This is a genomic window from Nocardiopsis sp. NPDC006139, assembly GCF_040614155.1.
Taxonomy (GTDB): Bacteria; Actinomycetota; Actinomycetes; order Streptosporangiales; family Streptosporangiaceae; genus Nocardiopsis; species Nocardiopsis changdeensis.
In genome coordinates, this window is record NZ_JBEXTT010000004.1 from 331,759 (window position 1) to 348,982 (window position 17,224).

The following is a 17,224-nucleotide window of genomic DNA, read 5'->3' on the forward strand; positions in this document are numbered from 1 at the left end:
CACGTCAATAGGACGTCTACGGGCCCCCATCGGCTCCGCCTCGTTCCATCCTCCCGGTTCTCCGTCACCCGGAGTCCCACGGACAACGAAAGTTCACATTTCACACTGCCATTCCGCGGGCGCGGGGGTGCCCGTGGGGGTTTCCACCAGTTTCCCTCCCCCGGCGGGATCCGCGCCACCCGGAGAGGGGATCATATCCGCAAGAGTCAACGCGAAGGTGTAGATGGTGTATTAGTGGGCAACGACCGCGTATTCACCCCTGACAGACCGAGGCGGAAATGAGCCAACCCGAGGCCTTCGGCCGTTACCGCGTCATCAGACGCCTGGGGTCGGGCTCCTTCGCCACGGTCTGGCTGGCCCAGGACGACCTGCTGAACTACCCGGTGGCCATCAAGGTACTCGCCGAGAACTGGGCGCACCAGATGGACATCCAGCACAGGTTCCTGGAGGAGGCGCGCATCCTGCGCCAGACCGACTCCACGTGGCTGGTCGCGGTCCACGACGTGGACGTCCTCCCCGACGGCCGCCCGTACATGGTCATGACCTACGCCGACCAAGGCAGCGTCGCGGACCTCATCCGCCGCGGGCCGCTGCCGCTGGACGAGGCGCTGAGGCTGCTGACCGAGATCGGCCAGGGCATCACCGTGCTGCACAACCACGGCACCATCCACCGGGACATCAAGCCGTCCAACGTGCTGCTCCAGTCCTCCCCGGTGGGCCAGCGGGTGCTCGTCGCCGACCTGGGCTTCGCCAAGGCCATCGACGAGGCGTCGGGGTTCACCGCCGCGGCCGGGACCCCCGGGTACATGTCGCCGGAGCAGAGCATCCCCGGCGGCGACCTGGACGTGCGCTCGGACGTGTACTCGCTGGGCGCCGTCGCCTACGAGCTGATCACCGGGAAGCCGCCCTCCCGCCCGCCGGTGCGCGTCCCGCCCGGCCGCATCCGGCCGGGGCTGCCGCGGGAGCTGGACGAGCTCATCCTGTCGGCGCTCTCCGTCGACCGGGAGAGCCGCCCGGCCGACGCCAAGACCTTCACCGACCGGGTCCGCGCCATCCGTATGGCCCCCGACCTGCCCCGGGCCGACCAGTGGTGGCAGCGGTACCGGATGCCGTGGCGTCGGGCCGCCGCCCTGGTGGCGGCGTCCGTGCTGGGGGCGGGCGTGCTCACCATGTCCGGCGGGGCCCCGGGGCTGTCGCTGACCACGGTGCGCCACGCCGGGCAGAACATCCGCATGGGGGTGCCCGCGGTGTGGGCCCGGGAGTTCCACACCGACCTGGAGGCACAGCCCGCCGCGGCCGACGCCGGGGCCGGGCCCGGCCTGCTGGTGGCCACCGACGCCGACGACTGGCACTCCACCGAGGTCCCGTCCTACGGCGTGTACGCCACCGTGATGCCCGGGGCCCGCGACCTGTCGGGGGTCGCCGACCAGGACCCCTGCCCGGGGGACCCCGCCAGCCGCCGGGTCGACACCGGCGACTGGCAGGGCACGGTGTGGGACTGGCCCGAGTGCAACGGCAACGGGGCCTTCACCAGCGCCGCCGTGCACCGGCCCGGGGAGCCCTCCACGGTGTACATGGAGATCCGCCAGCCGGACTACCGGCCCGACCTGGTGAACGAGATCATCGACAACACGGTCCTGGGCTGACGGCCGGCCGCCGCCTCCCGCGCGTGCCCCGCCACCGGGCCCGCCGGCGGGCCCGGGGGCCCGCCCTCACGCCCTGCGGGCGAGGAGGTCGCGGAGGTCGTCCGGCGAGGTGACCGGGAGGCGGCAGACGAACCCCTCGCACACGTACGCCGTGGGCCGCCCGTCCACCCGGACGCGGTCGCGCAGCAGCGGCACTCCCCCGTCGTCGAGGCCGTCGCCGCGCGAGAGCACGGTGCCCAGCGGGGCGTGGGTCAGCGCGGTGCGCACCAGCTCGCCGGTGGCCGGGTCCCCGGGGTCGCCGACGACCGCGATCTCCAGCGGACCGGCCAGCAGCGCCTCGCCGACCGCCAGCCCCCACCCGGCGAACCGGGGCGCCTTCTCCGCCAGCAGGCCCACCGGCACCAGCGCCCGCTCGGCGGCCTCCCGGTGGCGGCGCGAGCCGGTGAGCGCCGCGTAGGACAGCAGCGCGCCGGCCGCCGCGGAGCGGCCCGAGGGCACGGCGTTGTCGGTGGGGTCCTGGGGGCGGTTGAACAGCTTCTCGGCGTCGTCCGCCGTGTCGTAGAAACCGCCCTCGTCGTCGACGAAGCGCTCCAGCACCACGTCCAGCAGCTCTCCGGCCGCCCGGGCGTAGCGGGCCTCCCCCGTGACGCCGTGCAGGGCGAGCAGCCCCTCGGCGACGTCGGCGTAGTCCTCCAGGACACCGGGGCTGCTCCCGGCGGCCCCGTCGCGGGAGGTGCGCACCAGCCTCCCCCCGCCCAGGTGCACCGAGAGCAGCAGGTCGGCGGCCTCCCGGGCGGCGTCCACCAGGTCGGGCCGGTCCAGCAGGACCCCCGCCTCGGCCAGGCCCGCGATCGCCAGCCCGTTCCAGGCGGCCACCACCTTGTCGTCGCGCGCCGGCGGCGTGCGCTCCTCCCGGGCGGCCAGCAGGGCGGCGCGGACCCGCTCGTAGCGCCAGGTGTCGGCGGGCGTGGACGGCAGGCGCAGCACCGAGGAGCCGTGCTCGAAGGTGCCCTCCTCCGTCACCCCGAACACCTCGGCGGCGAAGGCGGCGTCCTCCTCCCCCAGCACCTCGCGCAGCTGACCGGGGGTCCACACGTAGTAGGTGCCCTCCTCCCCGTCGCTGTCGGCGTCCAGCGCGGAGGCGAACCCGCCCTCGGGGGTGCGCAGGTCGCGCAGCATCCAGTCGGCGGTCTCCCCGGCGACCCGGCGCAGCAGGGCCGCGGACGCCTCCCCGGCCGGGCCGGGCTCGGCGGGGCGGCGGGCCATCCGGGCGTAGGCGCGCAGCAGCAGGGCGTTGTCGTACAGCATCTTCTCGAAGTGCGGCACCACCCACTCCCGGTCCACCGAGTAGCGGGCGAACCCGCCGCCGAGCTGGTCGTAGATGCCGCCGCGGGCCATGGCGTCGGCGGTGCCCAGCGCCATCAGCCACGAGGGGGTGGGCTCGGCCGCGCTCTGGAGGGGCCGGGTGCGCTCGTCGTGCGCGGTCAGGAACGACAGCAGCATCGACGGCGGGAACTTGGGCGCGCCGCCGAACCCGCCCTCCTGGGTGTCGTAGTCGCGCACCAGCGCCCGCACCGCCAGGTCGAGCACGGCGGCGTCCGGCGGGGGCGCGTCGGGCAGGGCCCGGGGGGCGCCCAGGGCCTCGACGACCCGGCGGCCCTGGTCGAGCAGTTCCCCGCGCCTGGTCCGCCAGGCCTGGGAGACGCCCTCCAGGAGGCGCTGGAAGTGGTCGCGCGGGAAGTAGGTGCCGCAGTAGAAGGGCGCGCCGTCGGGGGTGGCGAAGACCGTCATCGGCCAGCCGCCCTGGCCGGTCATGGCCTGGGTGGCCTCCATGTAGACGGCGTCGACGTCGGGGCGCTCCTCGCGGTCCACCTTGACGTTGACGAACAGGGCGTTCATCCGCTCGGCGGTCGCCCGGTCCTCGAAGGACTCGTGTGCCATGACGTGGCACCAGTGGCAGGCCGCGTAGCCCACGGAGATGAGGACGGGCACGTCGCGGCGGCGCGCCTCGGCGAAGGCCTCCTCCCCCCAGGGCCACCATTCGACGGGGTTGTCGGCGTGCTGGAGCAGGTACGGGCTGGTCGCGTCGCGCAGGCGGTTGGACATGTCCCCACTCTGCCATCCCGGGGCCGCCCGCGGCGGGGAGCGGACGGCCGTACCGGGACGGCGGGGTCAGCCCGCCAGGGCGATCTCGGTGCCCAGCCCCCTCTCCCGGGCGGCGTCGAGCAGCAGGCGGCCGACCGCGGCGTCCTCCAGGCCCAGGCCGACGGAGGCGAACACGGTGATCCCGGCCTCGGAGGTCCGGCCGGGGTGCCGCCCGGAGACCACCGCGGCCAGGTCCAGGGCGCAGTCCCCGGCGGTGATCGCACCCTCGGCGATCGCGGTGGCCACGGCCCCGGACTCGTGCAGGGCGACCGGGGACGAGTCCACGACCAGGAGGCCGGCGGCCAGCGCGGCGGCGTCCACCTCGCGGTGGTCGGTGCGCGGCGGCGCCCCGACGACGTTGAGGTGCTGCCCCGGGCGCAGCCAGGCGCCCTCGACCAGCGGTTCCCTGGACGGGGTGACGGTGCAGACGACGTCCGCCCCGGCCACCACCGCGCGCGGCGAGTCCGCGGGGGCGACCTCCAGGCCCGGCACGTGGGCGGCCACCTCCTCGCGCAGGGCCCGCACGGTCTCCTCCCGGCGCGACCACACCAGGACCCGCTCGGGGCGCCGCTCGTCGGCGAGCGCGACCACGTGGGCGGCGGCCAGCGGGCCGGCGCCCACCACACCCAGCACGTACGGGCCCGGGCGGGCCAGGTGCCGGGTGGCCACGCGCGTGGTCGCGGCGGTGCGCAGCCGGGTGGGCACCGCGCCGTCCATCACGGCCAGCGGGCCGCCGGTCTCGGCGTCGGCCAGGACCAGCACGGACTGCTGGGCGGGCAGCCCGCGGGCGCGGTTGCCGGGGATGTCGCTGAGCAGTTTGCCCGCGGCCAGGCCGCTCGCGGGCAGCAGCGCGGTCATCGGCACGAACTGCGGGTCGAGCCCGGCGACGCGCGCGGGCTCCCCGTACGGCTGCGCCGCCCGGCCGCCGGCCAGTTCCGCGAAGGCCGCCTCCACGGCCGCGGCGACCCGGGCGGGCGCGACCAGGCCGGTGAGTTCCGAACGGGTGAGGATGAGCGTCATGGGGGCCTTTCCGGTGGTTCAGCCGGTGCGTCCGGCTCGGACGAACGGGACGGTCAGGTCGGAGGGGCGCCGGGATCCGGAGACCAGCCCGGCCACGGCGGCGAGCGCCAGCAGGTACGGCAGTGCCACGAGCAGGGCCGCGGGCAGCGCGACGCCCAGGGCGGGGAGGGTGAACCGGAGCGCCTGGGCCGCGCCGAACACCAGGGCGACGGCGGCCACGCGCCCGGTCCGCCACCGCGCGGCGATGACGGCGACCACGGCGAGGTAGCCCACGCCCGCGGTCATGTGGTCGGTGAACGTCTTGACCTGGGCGAGGGCGATGTAGGCTCCGGCGAGCCCGCCCGCCCCGCCGACCAGCAGGACCGCCAGGTGGCGGATGCGGGCCACCGGCAGCCCGGCCCGGTCGGCCTTGACCGCGTCCTCCCCGGTGGCGTCGACGGCCAGGCCCCAGGCGGTGCGCCGCGAGGTGAGCAGGGTCAGCGCGACCACCGCGCCGATCAGCAGGTAGCCCGGGGCCGGCAGCGAGAACAGCGCCCGGCCCAGCACCGGCAGGTCGGAGAGCAGCGGCAGGGCCGCCCGGTCGAAGCCGGGGGTGACCGTGTCCCGGTCCAGGAGCAGCCGGGCCGCGAACACCGTGCCGGAGAGCGCCAGCGTGTTCAGCGCCAGGCCGGTGACGATCTGGTCCGCCCGCCAGGTCACGCTCAGCAGGCCCTGGAGGACGCCGACCAGGACGCCCGCCGCGGTCCCGGCGGCCAGTCCGGTCCAGGGGGAGCCGGTGGCCACCGCGGCCAGGACCCCGGCCAGGCAGCCGGTGACCATCATGCCCTCGACGCTCATGTTCAGGACCCCGGCGCGTTCGGAGACGGCCTCGGCCGCCGCGGCGACCATGATCGGCAGGCCCAGGGCGACGCTCATGGCGAGCAGTTCCGTGAGGGTGTGGATCATCGCGCGGTCCCCTTCTCCGGCGGCGCGGCCGAGGGAACGGGGCCGGCGGGCGGCGGCCCCGCGGTCCGGCGCGCCCTCGGCCGGGTGCGGACCAGCAGTGCCGTGCCGGCCACGAGCAGCACGAGCACGGCCTCGGTCATCTGGCTGATCGCGGCGGGCACCCCGGCGGCCAGCTGGACGCCGATGCCCCCGGCCGCCAGCAGGCCCAGGGCCAGGGTGATGAGGATCAGGGCCGTCATCGACCCGCGGGCGAGCAGCCCGGCCACCAGGCCGGTGAAGCCGTACCCCGCAGCGATCCCGTCGGCCAGGACGTACGGCGCCGAGGCGACGACCGTCCCCCCGGCCAGGCCCGCGAAGGCCCCGGCCGCGGTCAGCGAGCCGAAGCGCACCCGGCCCACGGGGACGCCCAGGCGGCGGCTCGCCGCGGCGCCCCGCCCGACCGCGGTGAGCCGGAGCCCCGTCGCGGTCCGGTGCAGCAGGAACGCCGTTCCGGCGGCGCCGAGCAGGGCGAGGACGGCGGCGGCCGTCATCGGAGAGCCGGGCAGCCCGAGCAGCGGGATACGGGCCGCCTCGACCAGCGGTTCGGACTGGGGCAGGGTCTCCGCGCTGGTCACCGGCTGGCGCAGCAGCCGCTCGTCGTGGACGGCGAGCATGAGCAGGGCCAGCCCGATGAAGTTGAGCAGCAGGGTCGTGATGATCTCGTTGACCCCGCGCCGGACCAGCAGCCCGGCGGCGACCGCGGCCCAGGCGGCGCCGCCCAGGGCGGCCGCCCCCAGCACCAGCGGCAGGGCGAGGAGGGCCGGGGCGGACTCGGGCAGGTGGACCCCCACGGCGGTGGCGCCGACGGCCCCGAGGGCGAACTGCCCCTCGCCGCCGACGTTCACCAGGTTCGCCCGGAACGCGATGACGAACCCGCAGGCGACCAGCAGGATCGCGGCCGCGGTGTTGACGGCCGCCCCCAGCGCGAAGGGGTTGCCCGCGGTCGAGGTCCACAGCGCGTTCAGGGTGGTGCCCGGCGGCGACCCGGCGGCGACCGCCGCGAGCACGGTGAACAGCAGGGCCCCGGCTCCGCAGAGCAGTCCGAGGGAGAGGGGGTGGCGGGGGTCGGGACGGAGCGGGCTCATGCGGCGGCCCCCGCCATCAGGTGGGCGATCCGGTCGCGGGCCGCGGGGTCCGCGGGGTCCACCGGTCCGGCCAGCGTCCCGCGGTAGGCGACGCGGACCTCGTCGCAGACCGCCAGCAGTTCTTCGAGCTCCCCGGAGATCACGAGGACGGCCGCGCCCCGGTCCGCGGCGGCGCGCAGGTGGCCGAGCACGGCCGCGACCGCGCCGACGTCCAGGCCGCGGGTGGGGTGGGCGGCGACCACGCAGGCCAGCGGGTCCAGCGACAGCTCGCGGGCCAGGACGGCCTTCTGCTGGTTGCCTCCGGACAGGGCGGACATCGGGGCGTCCGGCCCGGGGGCGCGGACGTCGAAGCGGGCGGCCAGGTCCGCGGCCCGGTCCCGGAGGGCGCGGCGGTCCAGGGCCCCGAAGCGGCCGGTGAACTCCCGCAGGCGGCCCAGCATGAGGTTCTGGGCCAGGCTCAGGTCCTCCACGACGCCCTCGTGGTGGCGGTCCTCGGGGATGACCGCCAGTCCGGCGGCGGTGCGCTCGCCCGGGGAGGCCGCGGTGATGTCGCGGTCGGCCAGCCGGATCGTCCCGGACCCGACCGGGACCGCCCCCGAGAGCGCGTCGGCCAGGGCGGACTGGCCGTTGCCCTCCACACCGGCGATCCCGGTGATACGCCCGGCCCGGACGGTGAGGTCGACGCCGTCGACGGCGCTCGCCCCGTGGGCGTCGCGGGCGCGCAGCCCGGCCACCTCCAGGGCGGGCGGGCCGGCCTCCCCGCGCCGCGCGCGCCCGGCGCCGCCCCGCAGGCCCAGGGCGGCGGCCGAGGCGGGGTCCCGCGGCGGGCGGCCGACCATGAGGGAGACGAGGTCGTCGTCGGCGAGGTCGGCCAGGCGCCCGCCGCCGGTGACACGGCCGTGGCGCAGCACCGTGGCCCGGTCGCCGACGGCGCGGACCTCCTGGAGCTTGTGGGTGATGAGCACGACCGCGGTGCCGGAGTCGGCGATGCGCCGCGCGGTGGCCAGGAACGCGTCGATCTCCCGGGGGCCCAGGACCCCGGTCGGCTCGTCGAAGAGGACCAGCCGCGGCCCGTCCACCAGGGCCTTGACGATCTCGGCGGTCTGGCGGTGCCCCACCGACATCCGGTCGACCCGTGCGCCGGGGTCCACGGTCAGCCCGTACTCCTCCCCGATGCGTTCGAGCCTGCGGCGCAGGGCGCGCCGGTCGGGGCGGAACCGGGACCGCCCGAGCAGGAGGTTCTGCTCCACGGTCAGCGTGGGGACGAGGCTGAAGTGCTGGTGGACCATGGCGATGCCGCGGCGGGCGGCGTCGGCGGGCGAAGCGGGGGCGTAGGGCTCGCCGTCCAGGAGCATCCGGCCCCGCAGGGGCGGGGTGCCGCCGAACACGATGTTGCACAGGGTGGACTTGCCCGCGCCGTTCTCGCCCAGGACGCAGTGGATCTCGCCCGCGGCGACGGAGAGGTCGACGCCGTCCAGGGCGACCAGGTCGCCGAAGCTTCGGGTGACGCCGTCCAGGCGCAGGACCGCGGGGCGGCCGTCGGAGCCGGTCATGGGGGGCCTTTCCGTTCGCACCGGTCTAGTAGGGCTCGACCGCGCCGGAGGCGATGGCCTCCGCCGCCTCGTCCAGGGCCTGTTCGACCTCCGGGTCGTCGGCGCACAGGACGAAGTCGGTGCCGACGCGGTCGCCCGCCAGGCCGAAGGGGACCTGGGCGGCCTCCCAGGTGCCGTCCAGGACGGCGTCGACGGCGTACTCGATCTGGACGCCGGTGTCGGTGACGACGTATCCGACGTAGGGCGAGCCGTCCGCGCAGTCGCCGGCGATGGGGCCGCCGACCACGTGCGCCCCGGCCTCCAGCGCGGCCTGCTCCAGGCCGGACTTGCCGAGGTTGAGGATCTGGCCGATCACGTCGACGCCGACCCCGTGGTCGGCCGAGGCGGCCTGGAGGGCGCGGGCCGGGTCGTTGAAGTCGCCGAGGAACTGGGGCTCGACGACCTCGATGCCGGGGTCTGCGCTGCGGGCGCCGTTCTCGAAGGCGTGGGAGGAGTTGACGATCTCGGGCAGTTCGGCGCCGCCGATGAAGCCGATCTTCCCGCTCCGGGAGGTCAGGGCCGCGACGACCCCGGCGAGGTAGGCACCCTCCGGCTGGCGGGGGTCGTAGTAGGCCAGGTTCTCCAGTGGCTCGGCGTCGGCGGGTCCGCCGATCTCCACGAAGGTGACGTCCGGCGCGGCGGCGGCGACGGCGCGCACGTCGGCGTCGGTCTGGCCGCCGACGGAGACGACCAGGTCCGACTCCCCGGCCATCCGGCCCAGGACCTGCTCGAAGTCGGCGGCGGCGACCTCTTCGACGAAGGTGATGTCCACCTCGTCGGAGCGCTCCGCCCGGATGCGCTCCACACCCGCGTGCCCGGACTGCATGAACCCGGTGTCGCTGATGGACCCGGGCAGCAGGACGGAGACGCGGAGCCGGTCGTCCGTGCCCCCGCCGCCCCCGGAGCCGCAGGCCGCCAGGGTCAGGGATCCGGTCAGTGCGGCGGCGGCCCAGGCGGCGCCTCGGGTGGTTCGGGGTGACATGACGTGCTCCTCTGCCGAGTTAGCGGTATACCACTAAATTCAGCATGGGAGCGGCCCGTGACCTCCGTGTTGCCCGCCGGGAAACACCGCGTTTCCCCGCACCGGGCCGGCCCGCCCGACGGGCGGCGCTACCTGCGGGTGCGGGTGCGGGTGACGTCGACCGGGTCGAAGCGCTCCCAGGTCTCGGCGATGGCCAGCGTGGGCTCCAGCCCCGCGGCGACGTGCTCGCGGTACAGCGCCGCCGCCCCCTCGCCGTCGCCGCGCTCGATCAGCCCGAGCAGCCGGACGTGCTCCTCCCGCTGCTCGCGGGTGTCGCGGTGCCGGGTGAGGTGGAACAGCCACTGCACGCGGGCGTCCAGCGGCGCCATCATCTCCTGGAGCAGGGGGTTGCCGCAGGCGCCCAGCACGGCGCGGTGGAACCCGGCGTTGGCGGCGGCGGTGGCGGAGTCGTCACCGGCGTCCAGCGCCCGGGCCGCCTCGTCGAGGCACCGCCGCATCAGGCGCAGGTCGTCCTCGCTCCGCTTGGCGGCGGCCAGGCGCGCGGCCAGCGGCTCCAGCTCCTCGCGCACCTCGAAGAGGTGCACGATGTCCTCCCGCGACCAGCCGGCCACCATGGCGCCCTGGCGCGGGACCAGGACGATCAGCCCCTCGGCCTCCAGCATCCGCAGGGCCTCGCGCAGGGGCACCCGGGAGACGCCCAGCTCGGCGGCCGTCTCGCGTTCGGTGATGCGGTGGCCCGGCGGCAGGTGCAGGTCCATGATCCGCGACTTGAGCTCGGCGTAGGCCCGGTCGCGCAGCGACGGGGACGGTGAGGGCGCGGGCGGCATGGACCCCATCGTAGGCCGTGTCCGGCGGGCCGTTCCGGGCCCGCCGTCCGCGGCCCGCCGCGCGACCGGAGGGGTCCGGGCGCGCCGCGGGCCGGGTGCCCGGCCGGGGCGTGTTCGGCGGATGCTCTCGAGCGTTCCGGCGCTCGCGCCGGACGCCGGGAGCGGCCGCGGGGCGGTCTCTCGCGAGACGACCGGCGCGGGTCGGCCCGGGGCCGGCCGTCCGAGCGCGGGCGGCGCGGCGAGAGGCGGCCCCGCGGCCGCGACCCGGAACGATCCGCCGAACGCGTCCTAGGAGTCCTTCCGCTTCGCGGCGTCGTCCTCGATCAGGGTCGGGGCGGCCGCGACGTCCACCGGCTCCTCGATGGTGCGCTCACCGCGCACCGTCTTGAGCTTGCCGGTCATGCTGCGCATGAGCAGGTACAGGGCCACACCGACGGCGAAGATCACGAGGAACCCCAGGACGCCCGGGGTGACCGTGTACTTGTCCAGGGTGAACGTGTCGGTGTTCGCGGCGGCGGACACGAGAAGGCTGTTCATGGGTTCATACTCTCACTGCGTCGCGGACACCCGCGAAGAGGTCCGTCTCCGGGACCTCGGTGTCCACCAGGGACCGCACCAGGTGGTAGTCCTCGGTCGGCCAGGCCTGGGCGAGGAGGTCGTTGGGCACCGCGAACCAGAACCCGTTGGGGTCGACCTGGGTCTCGTGCGCCTTCAGCGCCTTCTCGGCGAGGTCGAAGTACTCGCCGCACTCCACGCGCGTGGTGATCTCCCAGGTGGGCCGGTCGCCGCGGTCCTTGATGCGGTCGATCCACTCCTGGTAGGGGTTCTCCAGCCCCTTCTCCTCCAGCAGCGCGGCGATCGCCTCGAACCGCTCGAACGGGAAGGAGACGAAGTAGTACAGCTTGAGGGGCTGCCAGGGGTCGCCGGTGCCCGGGTAGGCGTCCGGGTCCCCCGCCGTGTCGAAGGCGTGCATCGACACCTTGTGGGTCATGATGTGGTCGGGGTGGGGGTACCCGCCGTTCTCGTCGTAGGTGAGGATCACGTGCGGACGGAAGCGGCGGATCGACTCCACCAGGGGCGCGGCGGCCTCCTCCACCGGGGTGAGGGCGAAACAGCCCTCGGGCAGCGGGGGCAGCGGGTCGCCCTCGGGCAGGCCGGAGTCGACGAAACCGGCGAACTCCTGCCGGATCCCGAGGATCTCGCGGGCCCGGTCCATCTCGCGGCGGCGCACTTCCGCGATGTTCTCGCGGACGTCGGGCCGCTCCATGGCCGGGTTGAGGATGTCACCGCGTTCACCACCGGTCATGGTGACGACCAGCACGTCGGCTCCTTCGGCGACATAGCGCGCCATGGTGGCCGCGCCCTTGCTGGACTCGTCATCGGGGTGGGCATGCACGGCCATGAGCCGCAGGCGCTCGGACAACGAAGGGTTCTCCTTGACTCGGTCGACGGTCGCAGGGGCGTACCGTCCTGCTCCCCTGATCACGGCACATCCGGCGACTTGGTGCGGGCCGCGCGGGGGGGCTGTCAGGTCGGGGATATCTTAGACAACACCGTCCCCGTGTACGGAGATTCCCGATGCCCACCACCCCGGAGGAAGACGCCGTGAAGAGCGCCGACGAACCGGCCGCCGACGCGGCCGCCCCCGCCGCGGAGACCGCGCCCGCCCTGCGCAAACGCCACGGCAACGGGCCGGTCTTCTTCGTGATCGCGGCGGCGTTCGCCGTGCTGTGCGCCGTCGGGTGGGGCTACGCGGTCATGAGCTACACCGGGCTGGGCGGGGGCGTGTACCACCAGGTGGTCTCCTCCTCGGCGCCGACGGCGGCCGAGGCGACCATCACCTACGAGGTGAACAGCCGCGACGGGGCCGTGTGCCTGATCCGCGCGCTGGACGAGCGCCTGGTGGAGGTGGGCCAGAGGACCATGGCGACGGAGGCCGGGAACCGCATGGTCACCACGACCGTTGAAACGGTTCGTCAGGCCGCAACGGTAGAAGTGGCCTCGTGCAGGGAACAAGGTTCGCAGGACTGACACCGCCGAACCCCTTTCCCCACCGGTTCGGGCGGTGGAGCCGGCCTTTCGGGAACCGTGTGCCATGACGCACGGTGATATTCTCGTAAGTTCAGCTCTGGCCGCCTGGTGGCCTTTGCTACTAGTACACAAGGAGTTCCCGTGACCCAGACCCGCGATGACAACGTCACCTGGCTCACCCAGGAGGCGTACGACCGGCTCAAGGCAGAGCTGGACCACCTGACGGGGAGCGGGCGCATCGAGATCGCGGAGAAGATCGAGGCCGCCCGCGAGGAGGGCGACCTCAAGGAGAACGGCGGCTACCACGCCGCCAAGGAGGAGCAGGGCAAGATGGAGGCCCGCATCCTCCAGCTCACCGAGATCCTGCGCACCGCGCGGGTCGGCGAGGCCCCTCGGACCGAGGGCGTGGTCGGCCCCGGTATGACCGTCACCGTCATGTTCGACGGCGACGACGAGGAGGTGACGTTCCTGCTCGCCTCCCGCGAGGAGAGCGGCTCCCCGATCGACGTGTACTCCCCGCGCTCCCCGCTCGGCTCCGCCATCAACGGCAAGGCCGTCGGCGAGAAGGTCAGCTACCAGCTGCCCAACGGCAAGAGCCTCGGGGTCGAGATCATCGAGGCGGTCCCCTACAGCGGCATGTAGGGCGGGTCCCCGGCGGGGATCGAAGCGGTGAGGGGCGGCGGATGCCGCCCCTCACCGCATGTGGGGCGGGAGCGGGCGCGGTCCCGGGGGTCTCCGGGGCTCCCCGGTGCGTCGTACCCTCTGAGGGCGGCCGACGGGTGCCGCCTCCCCGACCACCGAAAGGGCACGATGTCCTCGCCTTACTGGAACCCGCAGGGTCCCGGCCACGGCGGCCCCCCTCCGCAGGGCGGCCCGGGTCCGGGCGTCCCGACCCCCTACGGCCCGCAGGGCGGGTGGATGCCGCACGGACCGGAACCGGTGCCCGCCGGCCCCGGACCCGCCTCCTTCGGCCGCCGCCTGGCCGCCCGGTTCATCGACTACATCCTGGCGGCGATCGCGGCCACGGCGTTCTTCATCGGCATGCTGACCATCACGGGGGCCCTGAACGGATTCTCGACGGAGACGAGCGACGCCGAGGGCACGGTGTGGGCCCTGCTGTTCTTCTTCGGCTGGGGCGTGCTGCTGTTCTTCTACGACTGGCTGTTCCTGGTCACGTGGGGCGCCACGCTGGGCAAGATGATGCTCGGCATCAAGGTGACCCGCGCCGACGGCGGCCGCCTCACCCAGGGCCAGGCCGTCGGGCGCTCGGCCTTCTTCTGCCTGCCCCAGTCCCTGCCCTGCCTCGGCCACGTGCTGAGCCTCATGGAGAGCATGGCGGCGGTGGGCGAGGACCGGCTCGCACTGCACGACCGCGTGTCCAAGACCGTCGTCGTGCACTCCCATCCCTGAGGAGGTCCCGATGCCCCGGCCCCTACCGGACGGTGCCGGCCCCGACGCGGAGCCGGCGCCGTTCTCGCTGCGCGCGACGGCCCGGTTCATCGACATCGTGCTGGCGGCGACCGCGGTCTCGGCGCTGTTCGCCCTCGCGGCGCTGCCGGCCTCGGCGCTCCCCGTGGACGGGTACCTCGCGGCCATGGGCTGGGCGGGGCTGCTGCTGTTCGGCGGGGTGGCGCTGCTGTTCCTGTACGAGTGGGGCTTCCTGGTCGCGCGCGGCGCCACCCCGGGCAAGATGATGACGGGCATCTCCGTGGTCGGCCCCGGCGGCGGCCGCCCCACCCGCGGCCAGGCCGCGGCGCGCGCCGCCGTGCTCTGCCTGCCCCAGGCGGTGCCCTGCGTCGGCCTGTGCTTCACGCTGGTCGAGAGCCTGGGCGCCGCCTCCCCCGACGGGCTCGCCCTGCACGACCGGCTGTCCCGGACCGCCGTCGTCCGCCCCCCGGCCCCGGCCTAGGACCTGTTCCCAGCTGCTCTCCTGTGCCACCGGGGGTTCGTGAGGCGCCCGGCGGGGTTCTGGAGGCCCGGAGGAGACGTCCTCGAGGAAGGCCTGTGGCCGTAGGCCATCCGTTGAGGGTGGTGGTGGGCGACGGGCGGGCGAGGATGTCGACGCAGGGCCGAAGGTTCCCGCCCTCAGGGGGCGCCGAGCACGAACCGAAGCGCAGCGGAGGTTCAAAAAGAGGCGCAGACGGGTGCGTCGGCGCCGCCTTCGGCGTACACCGCCGGGATGTAGTGGCCCTCGCCGATCCGGTACCAGGCGTCGCCGGTGCCCTGCGGGCCGGTGACCCGGGCCCCGGCCTCCTGGCAGACGACGTCGATGTTCGCGCTGTGGGCGGCCGTGCCGACGGCGGGGTGCTCCGGGCCCGCGCCGCCGCGCACCTCGACCGGCCCGCCCCCGGCGGGCGCGGTGACCTCGACGCGGTGGCGGTACTCGCCGGTCCACAGGTAGTCGACCTGCACCCAACCGTTGGTCGGCAGCCGGAGCCCGTCGTTGAACGCGCCGTCGGCCAGGTCGATCCCGGCCGGGTTGCGCACCCGGCGGCCGAACCCGTCCAGGCCGCCGTTGTGCCCCTCGGAGTAGGCCGCCTGGGCCTGCGGGCGGCCCCGGTCGAGGTCGCGCCAGGACTGGCGGTCGGCGTTCCAGTGGTCGTCGGTGATGTTCCACGGGCCCACGTCCCAGACGGGCAGGTAGGCGCAGCGGGCCTCGTGGCCCTCGGTGTCGCCCTTGCCCTCCGGGCCCAGGGCGCCGGTGGTGCACACCCGGACGGTGTACTCGCCGCCGCCCCGGGCGGCCAGCCCGCGCCGGGAGGGCAGGGCCACGAAGTGGTCGTTCGCGCGGACGGTGTGCCCGTTGGCGGTGGTCTCCCCGACCAGGCCGATGCGGGTGGCGAAGAGCCGCGCGGAGAACGGGCGCTCGGGGATGTCGTCACCGCCCCCGGCCCCGTCCCCGGACGGGTCGCCGCCGTCCCCGTCGGGCTCCCCGCCGCCGTCGGGTCCCCCGTCGCCCTCGGGCCGGGGCGCGGCCTCGGGCGAGGGGTCGTCGGGCAGGCCGGCCGGGATGTCCCCGGTGCCCTCCAGCGGGCGCACGCCCAGTCCGGTGACGGCGGTGTCGGCGCCGTCGATGCCCACCCGCAGCTGCACCCGGGAGACGTCGGCGTCCAGCGTGATGCGGCCGCCGCGGTCGGGGGCGGGGTACCACTCGGTCCACATGCCGTCGGCGCGGACGCCGCGCACCTCGGCCAGCACGTCCTCGGGGTCGCCGGAGGAGCCCACCCGCACGTCGACGGTGTCGGTGGGCCGTTCCAGGGCCTGCTCGGGGAAGGTCGCCAGGCCGGTGGCCGGGGCCCCGCGCTCGCGGCGCAGGGAGGCCGGGGGCTCGGCCGCCCCGTCCAGGCGCAGCGTTCCGGAGGCCAGGACCAGGCCGATGCGGTCGGCGGACCCCAGGTCCTGGGGGAGCCAGCCGGTCTCCGCGAAGGCGGGCCGGGGGCCGACCGGGAGCAGCAGGACCAGGGCCCCCGCCACCGCCCAGCGCCTGCCGCGCATGCGGATCGAAGTGGGTGCGCACCCGGGCATGACGAACCTTTCACCTTGATCACACAGAGTGAATAAATAGTGCACTCTTAGTAAGCGCCCCGGTATGCGCACACTCAAGGAACTCGTGTCGGGTGTCGGTGATACGGCGGTAAAGGTCCGGTTCGCGGCGGGGGCGGCGCCCGCTCAGGCGAAGGCCAGCAGGCAGGCCGTGAACGCGTGCAGGTGGTTGACCCCGCCGACCGGGCCGATCTCCCCCGCCGCGAAGAACCCCGCCACCGCCTCCGCGCCCAGCACCCGGCGCACCGCCAGCACGTCGTGGTCGGCGTGCGGGAACAGGGCGGCACCGCGTCCGTTGCACGAGAACAGCAGCCCCGCCCCCACCCGGTGGCGCTCGCCGAAGTCGGCCAGCCGCAGGGCCAGGTCCTCGTCCGCGGTCCCGGCGTCGCGTATCTGGAAGCGGACCGTCTGCCCGACCTCGACCGACTCGTCGACGACCAGCGTCCCCGCCCCGGCGTCGGCGCCGGTCAGCGAGCGGATGAGGAAGTCGCCCTGCTCGTGGTGGTCGGCGTACTCGTCCATGGCGATGCCCAGCTGCAGCCCGTGCTCCGCCAGGTCCCGGTCCTCGTCCGAGAGCGTCTCCAGCACCGCCTCCAGGCGGGTGTAGGCGGACTCCCCGGCCAGTTCCTCGACCACGTTGTCGTGCGCCGCGGTGACCGTCATCGCCGGCCCGATCGGGCGGCAGCCCTGGCTCACCACGGTGCCCAGCACGCCCTCGCCGCCGATGAGCAGGCCCACCGCGCCGTTCTCGGCCACCGAGCCGTCGCAGAACAGCCGGACCGACCCCTCGCCGAGCATGCCCTCGGCCATGCCGCCCACCAGCGGCAGCCCGCCCAGCGCCCGGGTGGACTCGCGCACGAACTCGCGCGCCGGGAACTCGTAGGGGTTGACCAGCAGCAGGGCGGCCCGGTCGCGCGGACCCGGCTCGCGCATGCCCACGACGGTGAGCCGCTCGCCCTCCACCACCGTGTCCAGCCGGAACGGGGTGAGCTCCACCCCCGGCAGCCGGGCGCACCACACGCTGACCGACCCCTGGCCCTCCACCGCGCGGCCGCCGCCGATGACCCCGACGGCGCTGCACCCCAGGGTGAGCGCGGCGCCCGCCAGCTCCATCACGCGGGTCCCGGCCAGCGAGACCTCCTCGGTGTCGGCGCCGCAGACGAAGAAGCACACCAGGTCGGCCGGACCGTCGAGACGGGCCAGGGCGGTGAGCGCCGCGCGTTCGGCCGCGTTCACCAGGTCCGCCCCGGTCGTCAGTGCATCGCCGAACCGAGCCACCGGCTGGACCCCTCACTCGTCACCGGACCCGCCCGACGCGGGTGCCACACTCCGTCATTGTCCCACCCTGAGCCCGCTGCGGAGCCCGGCC

16 protein-coding genes are annotated in these 17,224 nt (G+C 75.0%); 5 read left to right on the plus strand and 11 right to left on the minus strand.

Annotated elements, in window-relative coordinates; genetic code table 11:
- Positions 1-278: 278 nt before the first annotated feature.
- On the plus strand, positions 279-1,646 hold the full coding sequence (locus tag ABZ249_RS07580) for a serine/threonine-protein kinase (RefSeq protein WP_355258617.1): 1,368 nt from the start codon (positions 279-281) through the stop codon (positions 1,644-1,646).
- Between the two features lie 66 nt (positions 1,647-1,712).
- Here ABZ249_RS07580 and ABZ249_RS07585 read toward each other — a convergent pair whose 3' ends face one another.
- The 9 genes from ABZ249_RS07585 to mca all read right to left on the minus strand — a co-directional run bounded on the left by ABZ249_RS07585 (position 1,713) and on the right by mca (position 11,704).
- Positions 1,713-3,752 (minus strand): thioredoxin domain-containing protein, encoded by a 2,040-nt coding sequence (locus tag ABZ249_RS07585; RefSeq protein ID WP_355258620.1) that lies wholly within the window; start codon positions 3,750-3,752, stop codon positions 1,713-1,715.
- 66 nt (positions 3,753-3,818) lie between these two features.
- Positions 3,819-4,811 carry an ornithine cyclodeaminase family protein gene (locus ABZ249_RS07590; protein WP_355258623.1) on the minus strand — a complete coding sequence of 331 codons (993 nt, stop codon included), beginning with the start codon at positions 4,809-4,811 and terminating at the stop codon, positions 3,819-3,821.
- A gap of 18 nt (positions 4,812-4,829) precedes the next feature.
- The gene (locus tag ABZ249_RS07595) at positions 4,830-5,756 is read right to left on the minus strand and encodes an ABC transporter permease (RefSeq protein ID WP_355258626.1); all 927 of its coding nucleotides are present in this window, start codon (positions 5,754-5,756) and stop codon (positions 4,830-4,832) included.
- Positions 5,753-6,880 (minus strand): ABC transporter permease, encoded by a 1,128-nt coding sequence (locus ABZ249_RS07600; RefSeq protein WP_355258629.1) that lies wholly within the window; start codon positions 6,878-6,880, stop codon positions 5,753-5,755. The genes ABZ249_RS07595 and ABZ249_RS07600 overlap by 4 nt, the downstream gene beginning before the upstream one ends.
- Positions 6,877-8,433 (minus strand): ABC transporter ATP-binding protein, encoded by a 1,557-nt coding sequence (locus tag ABZ249_RS07605; protein WP_355258632.1) that lies wholly within the window; start codon positions 8,431-8,433, stop codon positions 6,877-6,879. Before ABZ249_RS07605 ends, ABZ249_RS07600 begins: the two co-directional genes overlap by 4 nt.
- Before the next feature lie 25 nt (positions 8,434-8,458).
- Complete coding sequence (locus tag ABZ249_RS07610; RefSeq protein WP_355258635.1) at positions 8,459-9,454, minus strand: BMP family protein; 996 nt, start codon at positions 9,452-9,454, stop codon at positions 8,459-8,461.
- Positions 9,455-9,582: 128 nt separating this feature from the next.
- Entirely contained in the window at positions 9,583-10,281 is a 699-nt protein-coding gene (locus ABZ249_RS07615) for a GntR family transcriptional regulator (protein ID WP_355258638.1), read from the minus strand.
- A 288-nt stretch (positions 10,282-10,569) separates the two neighbouring features.
- Entirely contained in the window at positions 10,570-10,818 is a 249-nt protein-coding gene (locus ABZ249_RS07620; RefSeq protein ID WP_355258641.1) for a hypothetical protein, read from the minus strand.
- A gap of 4 nt (positions 10,819-10,822) precedes the next feature.
- On the minus strand, positions 10,823-11,704 hold the full coding sequence (gene mca / locus ABZ249_RS07625) for a mycothiol conjugate amidase Mca (protein WP_355258644.1): 882 nt from the start codon (positions 11,702-11,704) through the stop codon (positions 10,823-10,825).
- Between the two features lie 155 nt (positions 11,705-11,859).
- Between mca and ABZ249_RS07630 the strand changes: the two genes are divergently transcribed.
- The 4 genes from ABZ249_RS07630 (at position 11,860) to ABZ249_RS07645 (ending at position 14,221) form a co-directional block, all read left to right on the plus strand.
- Complete coding sequence (locus tag ABZ249_RS07630; RefSeq protein WP_355258647.1) at positions 11,860-12,312, plus strand: DUF4307 domain-containing protein; 453 nt, start codon at positions 11,860-11,862, stop codon at positions 12,310-12,312.
- Positions 12,313-12,453: 141 nt separating this feature from the next.
- Positions 12,454-12,954: a transcription elongation factor GreA gene (gene greA, locus ABZ249_RS07635; RefSeq protein ID WP_220563246.1), complete on the plus strand. Its 501-nt coding sequence runs from the start codon at positions 12,454-12,456 to the stop codon at positions 12,952-12,954.
- 276 nt (positions 12,955-13,230) lie between these two features.
- On the plus strand, positions 13,231-13,722 hold the full coding sequence (locus ABZ249_RS07640) for an RDD family protein (RefSeq protein ID WP_355258651.1): 492 nt from the start codon (positions 13,231-13,233) through the stop codon (positions 13,720-13,722).
- A gap of 10 nt (positions 13,723-13,732) precedes the next feature.
- Positions 13,733-14,221, plus strand: coding sequence for an RDD family protein (locus ABZ249_RS07645; protein WP_355258654.1), 489 nt, complete (start codon positions 13,733-13,735; stop codon positions 14,219-14,221).
- 215 nt (positions 14,222-14,436) lie between these two features.
- On the opposite strand, the gene ABZ249_RS07650 is transcribed toward ABZ249_RS07645, so the two are convergent.
- Positions 14,437-15,837: a hypothetical protein gene (locus ABZ249_RS07650; protein ID WP_355258657.1), complete on the minus strand. Its 1,401-nt coding sequence runs from the start codon at positions 15,835-15,837 to the stop codon at positions 14,437-14,439.
- Positions 15,838-15,981: 144 nt separating this feature from the next.
- Positions 15,982-17,133: an FIST N-terminal domain-containing protein gene (locus ABZ249_RS07655; protein WP_355258660.1), complete on the minus strand. Its 1,152-nt coding sequence runs from the start codon at positions 17,131-17,133 to the stop codon at positions 15,982-15,984.
- Positions 17,134-17,224 lie beyond the last annotated feature (91 nt).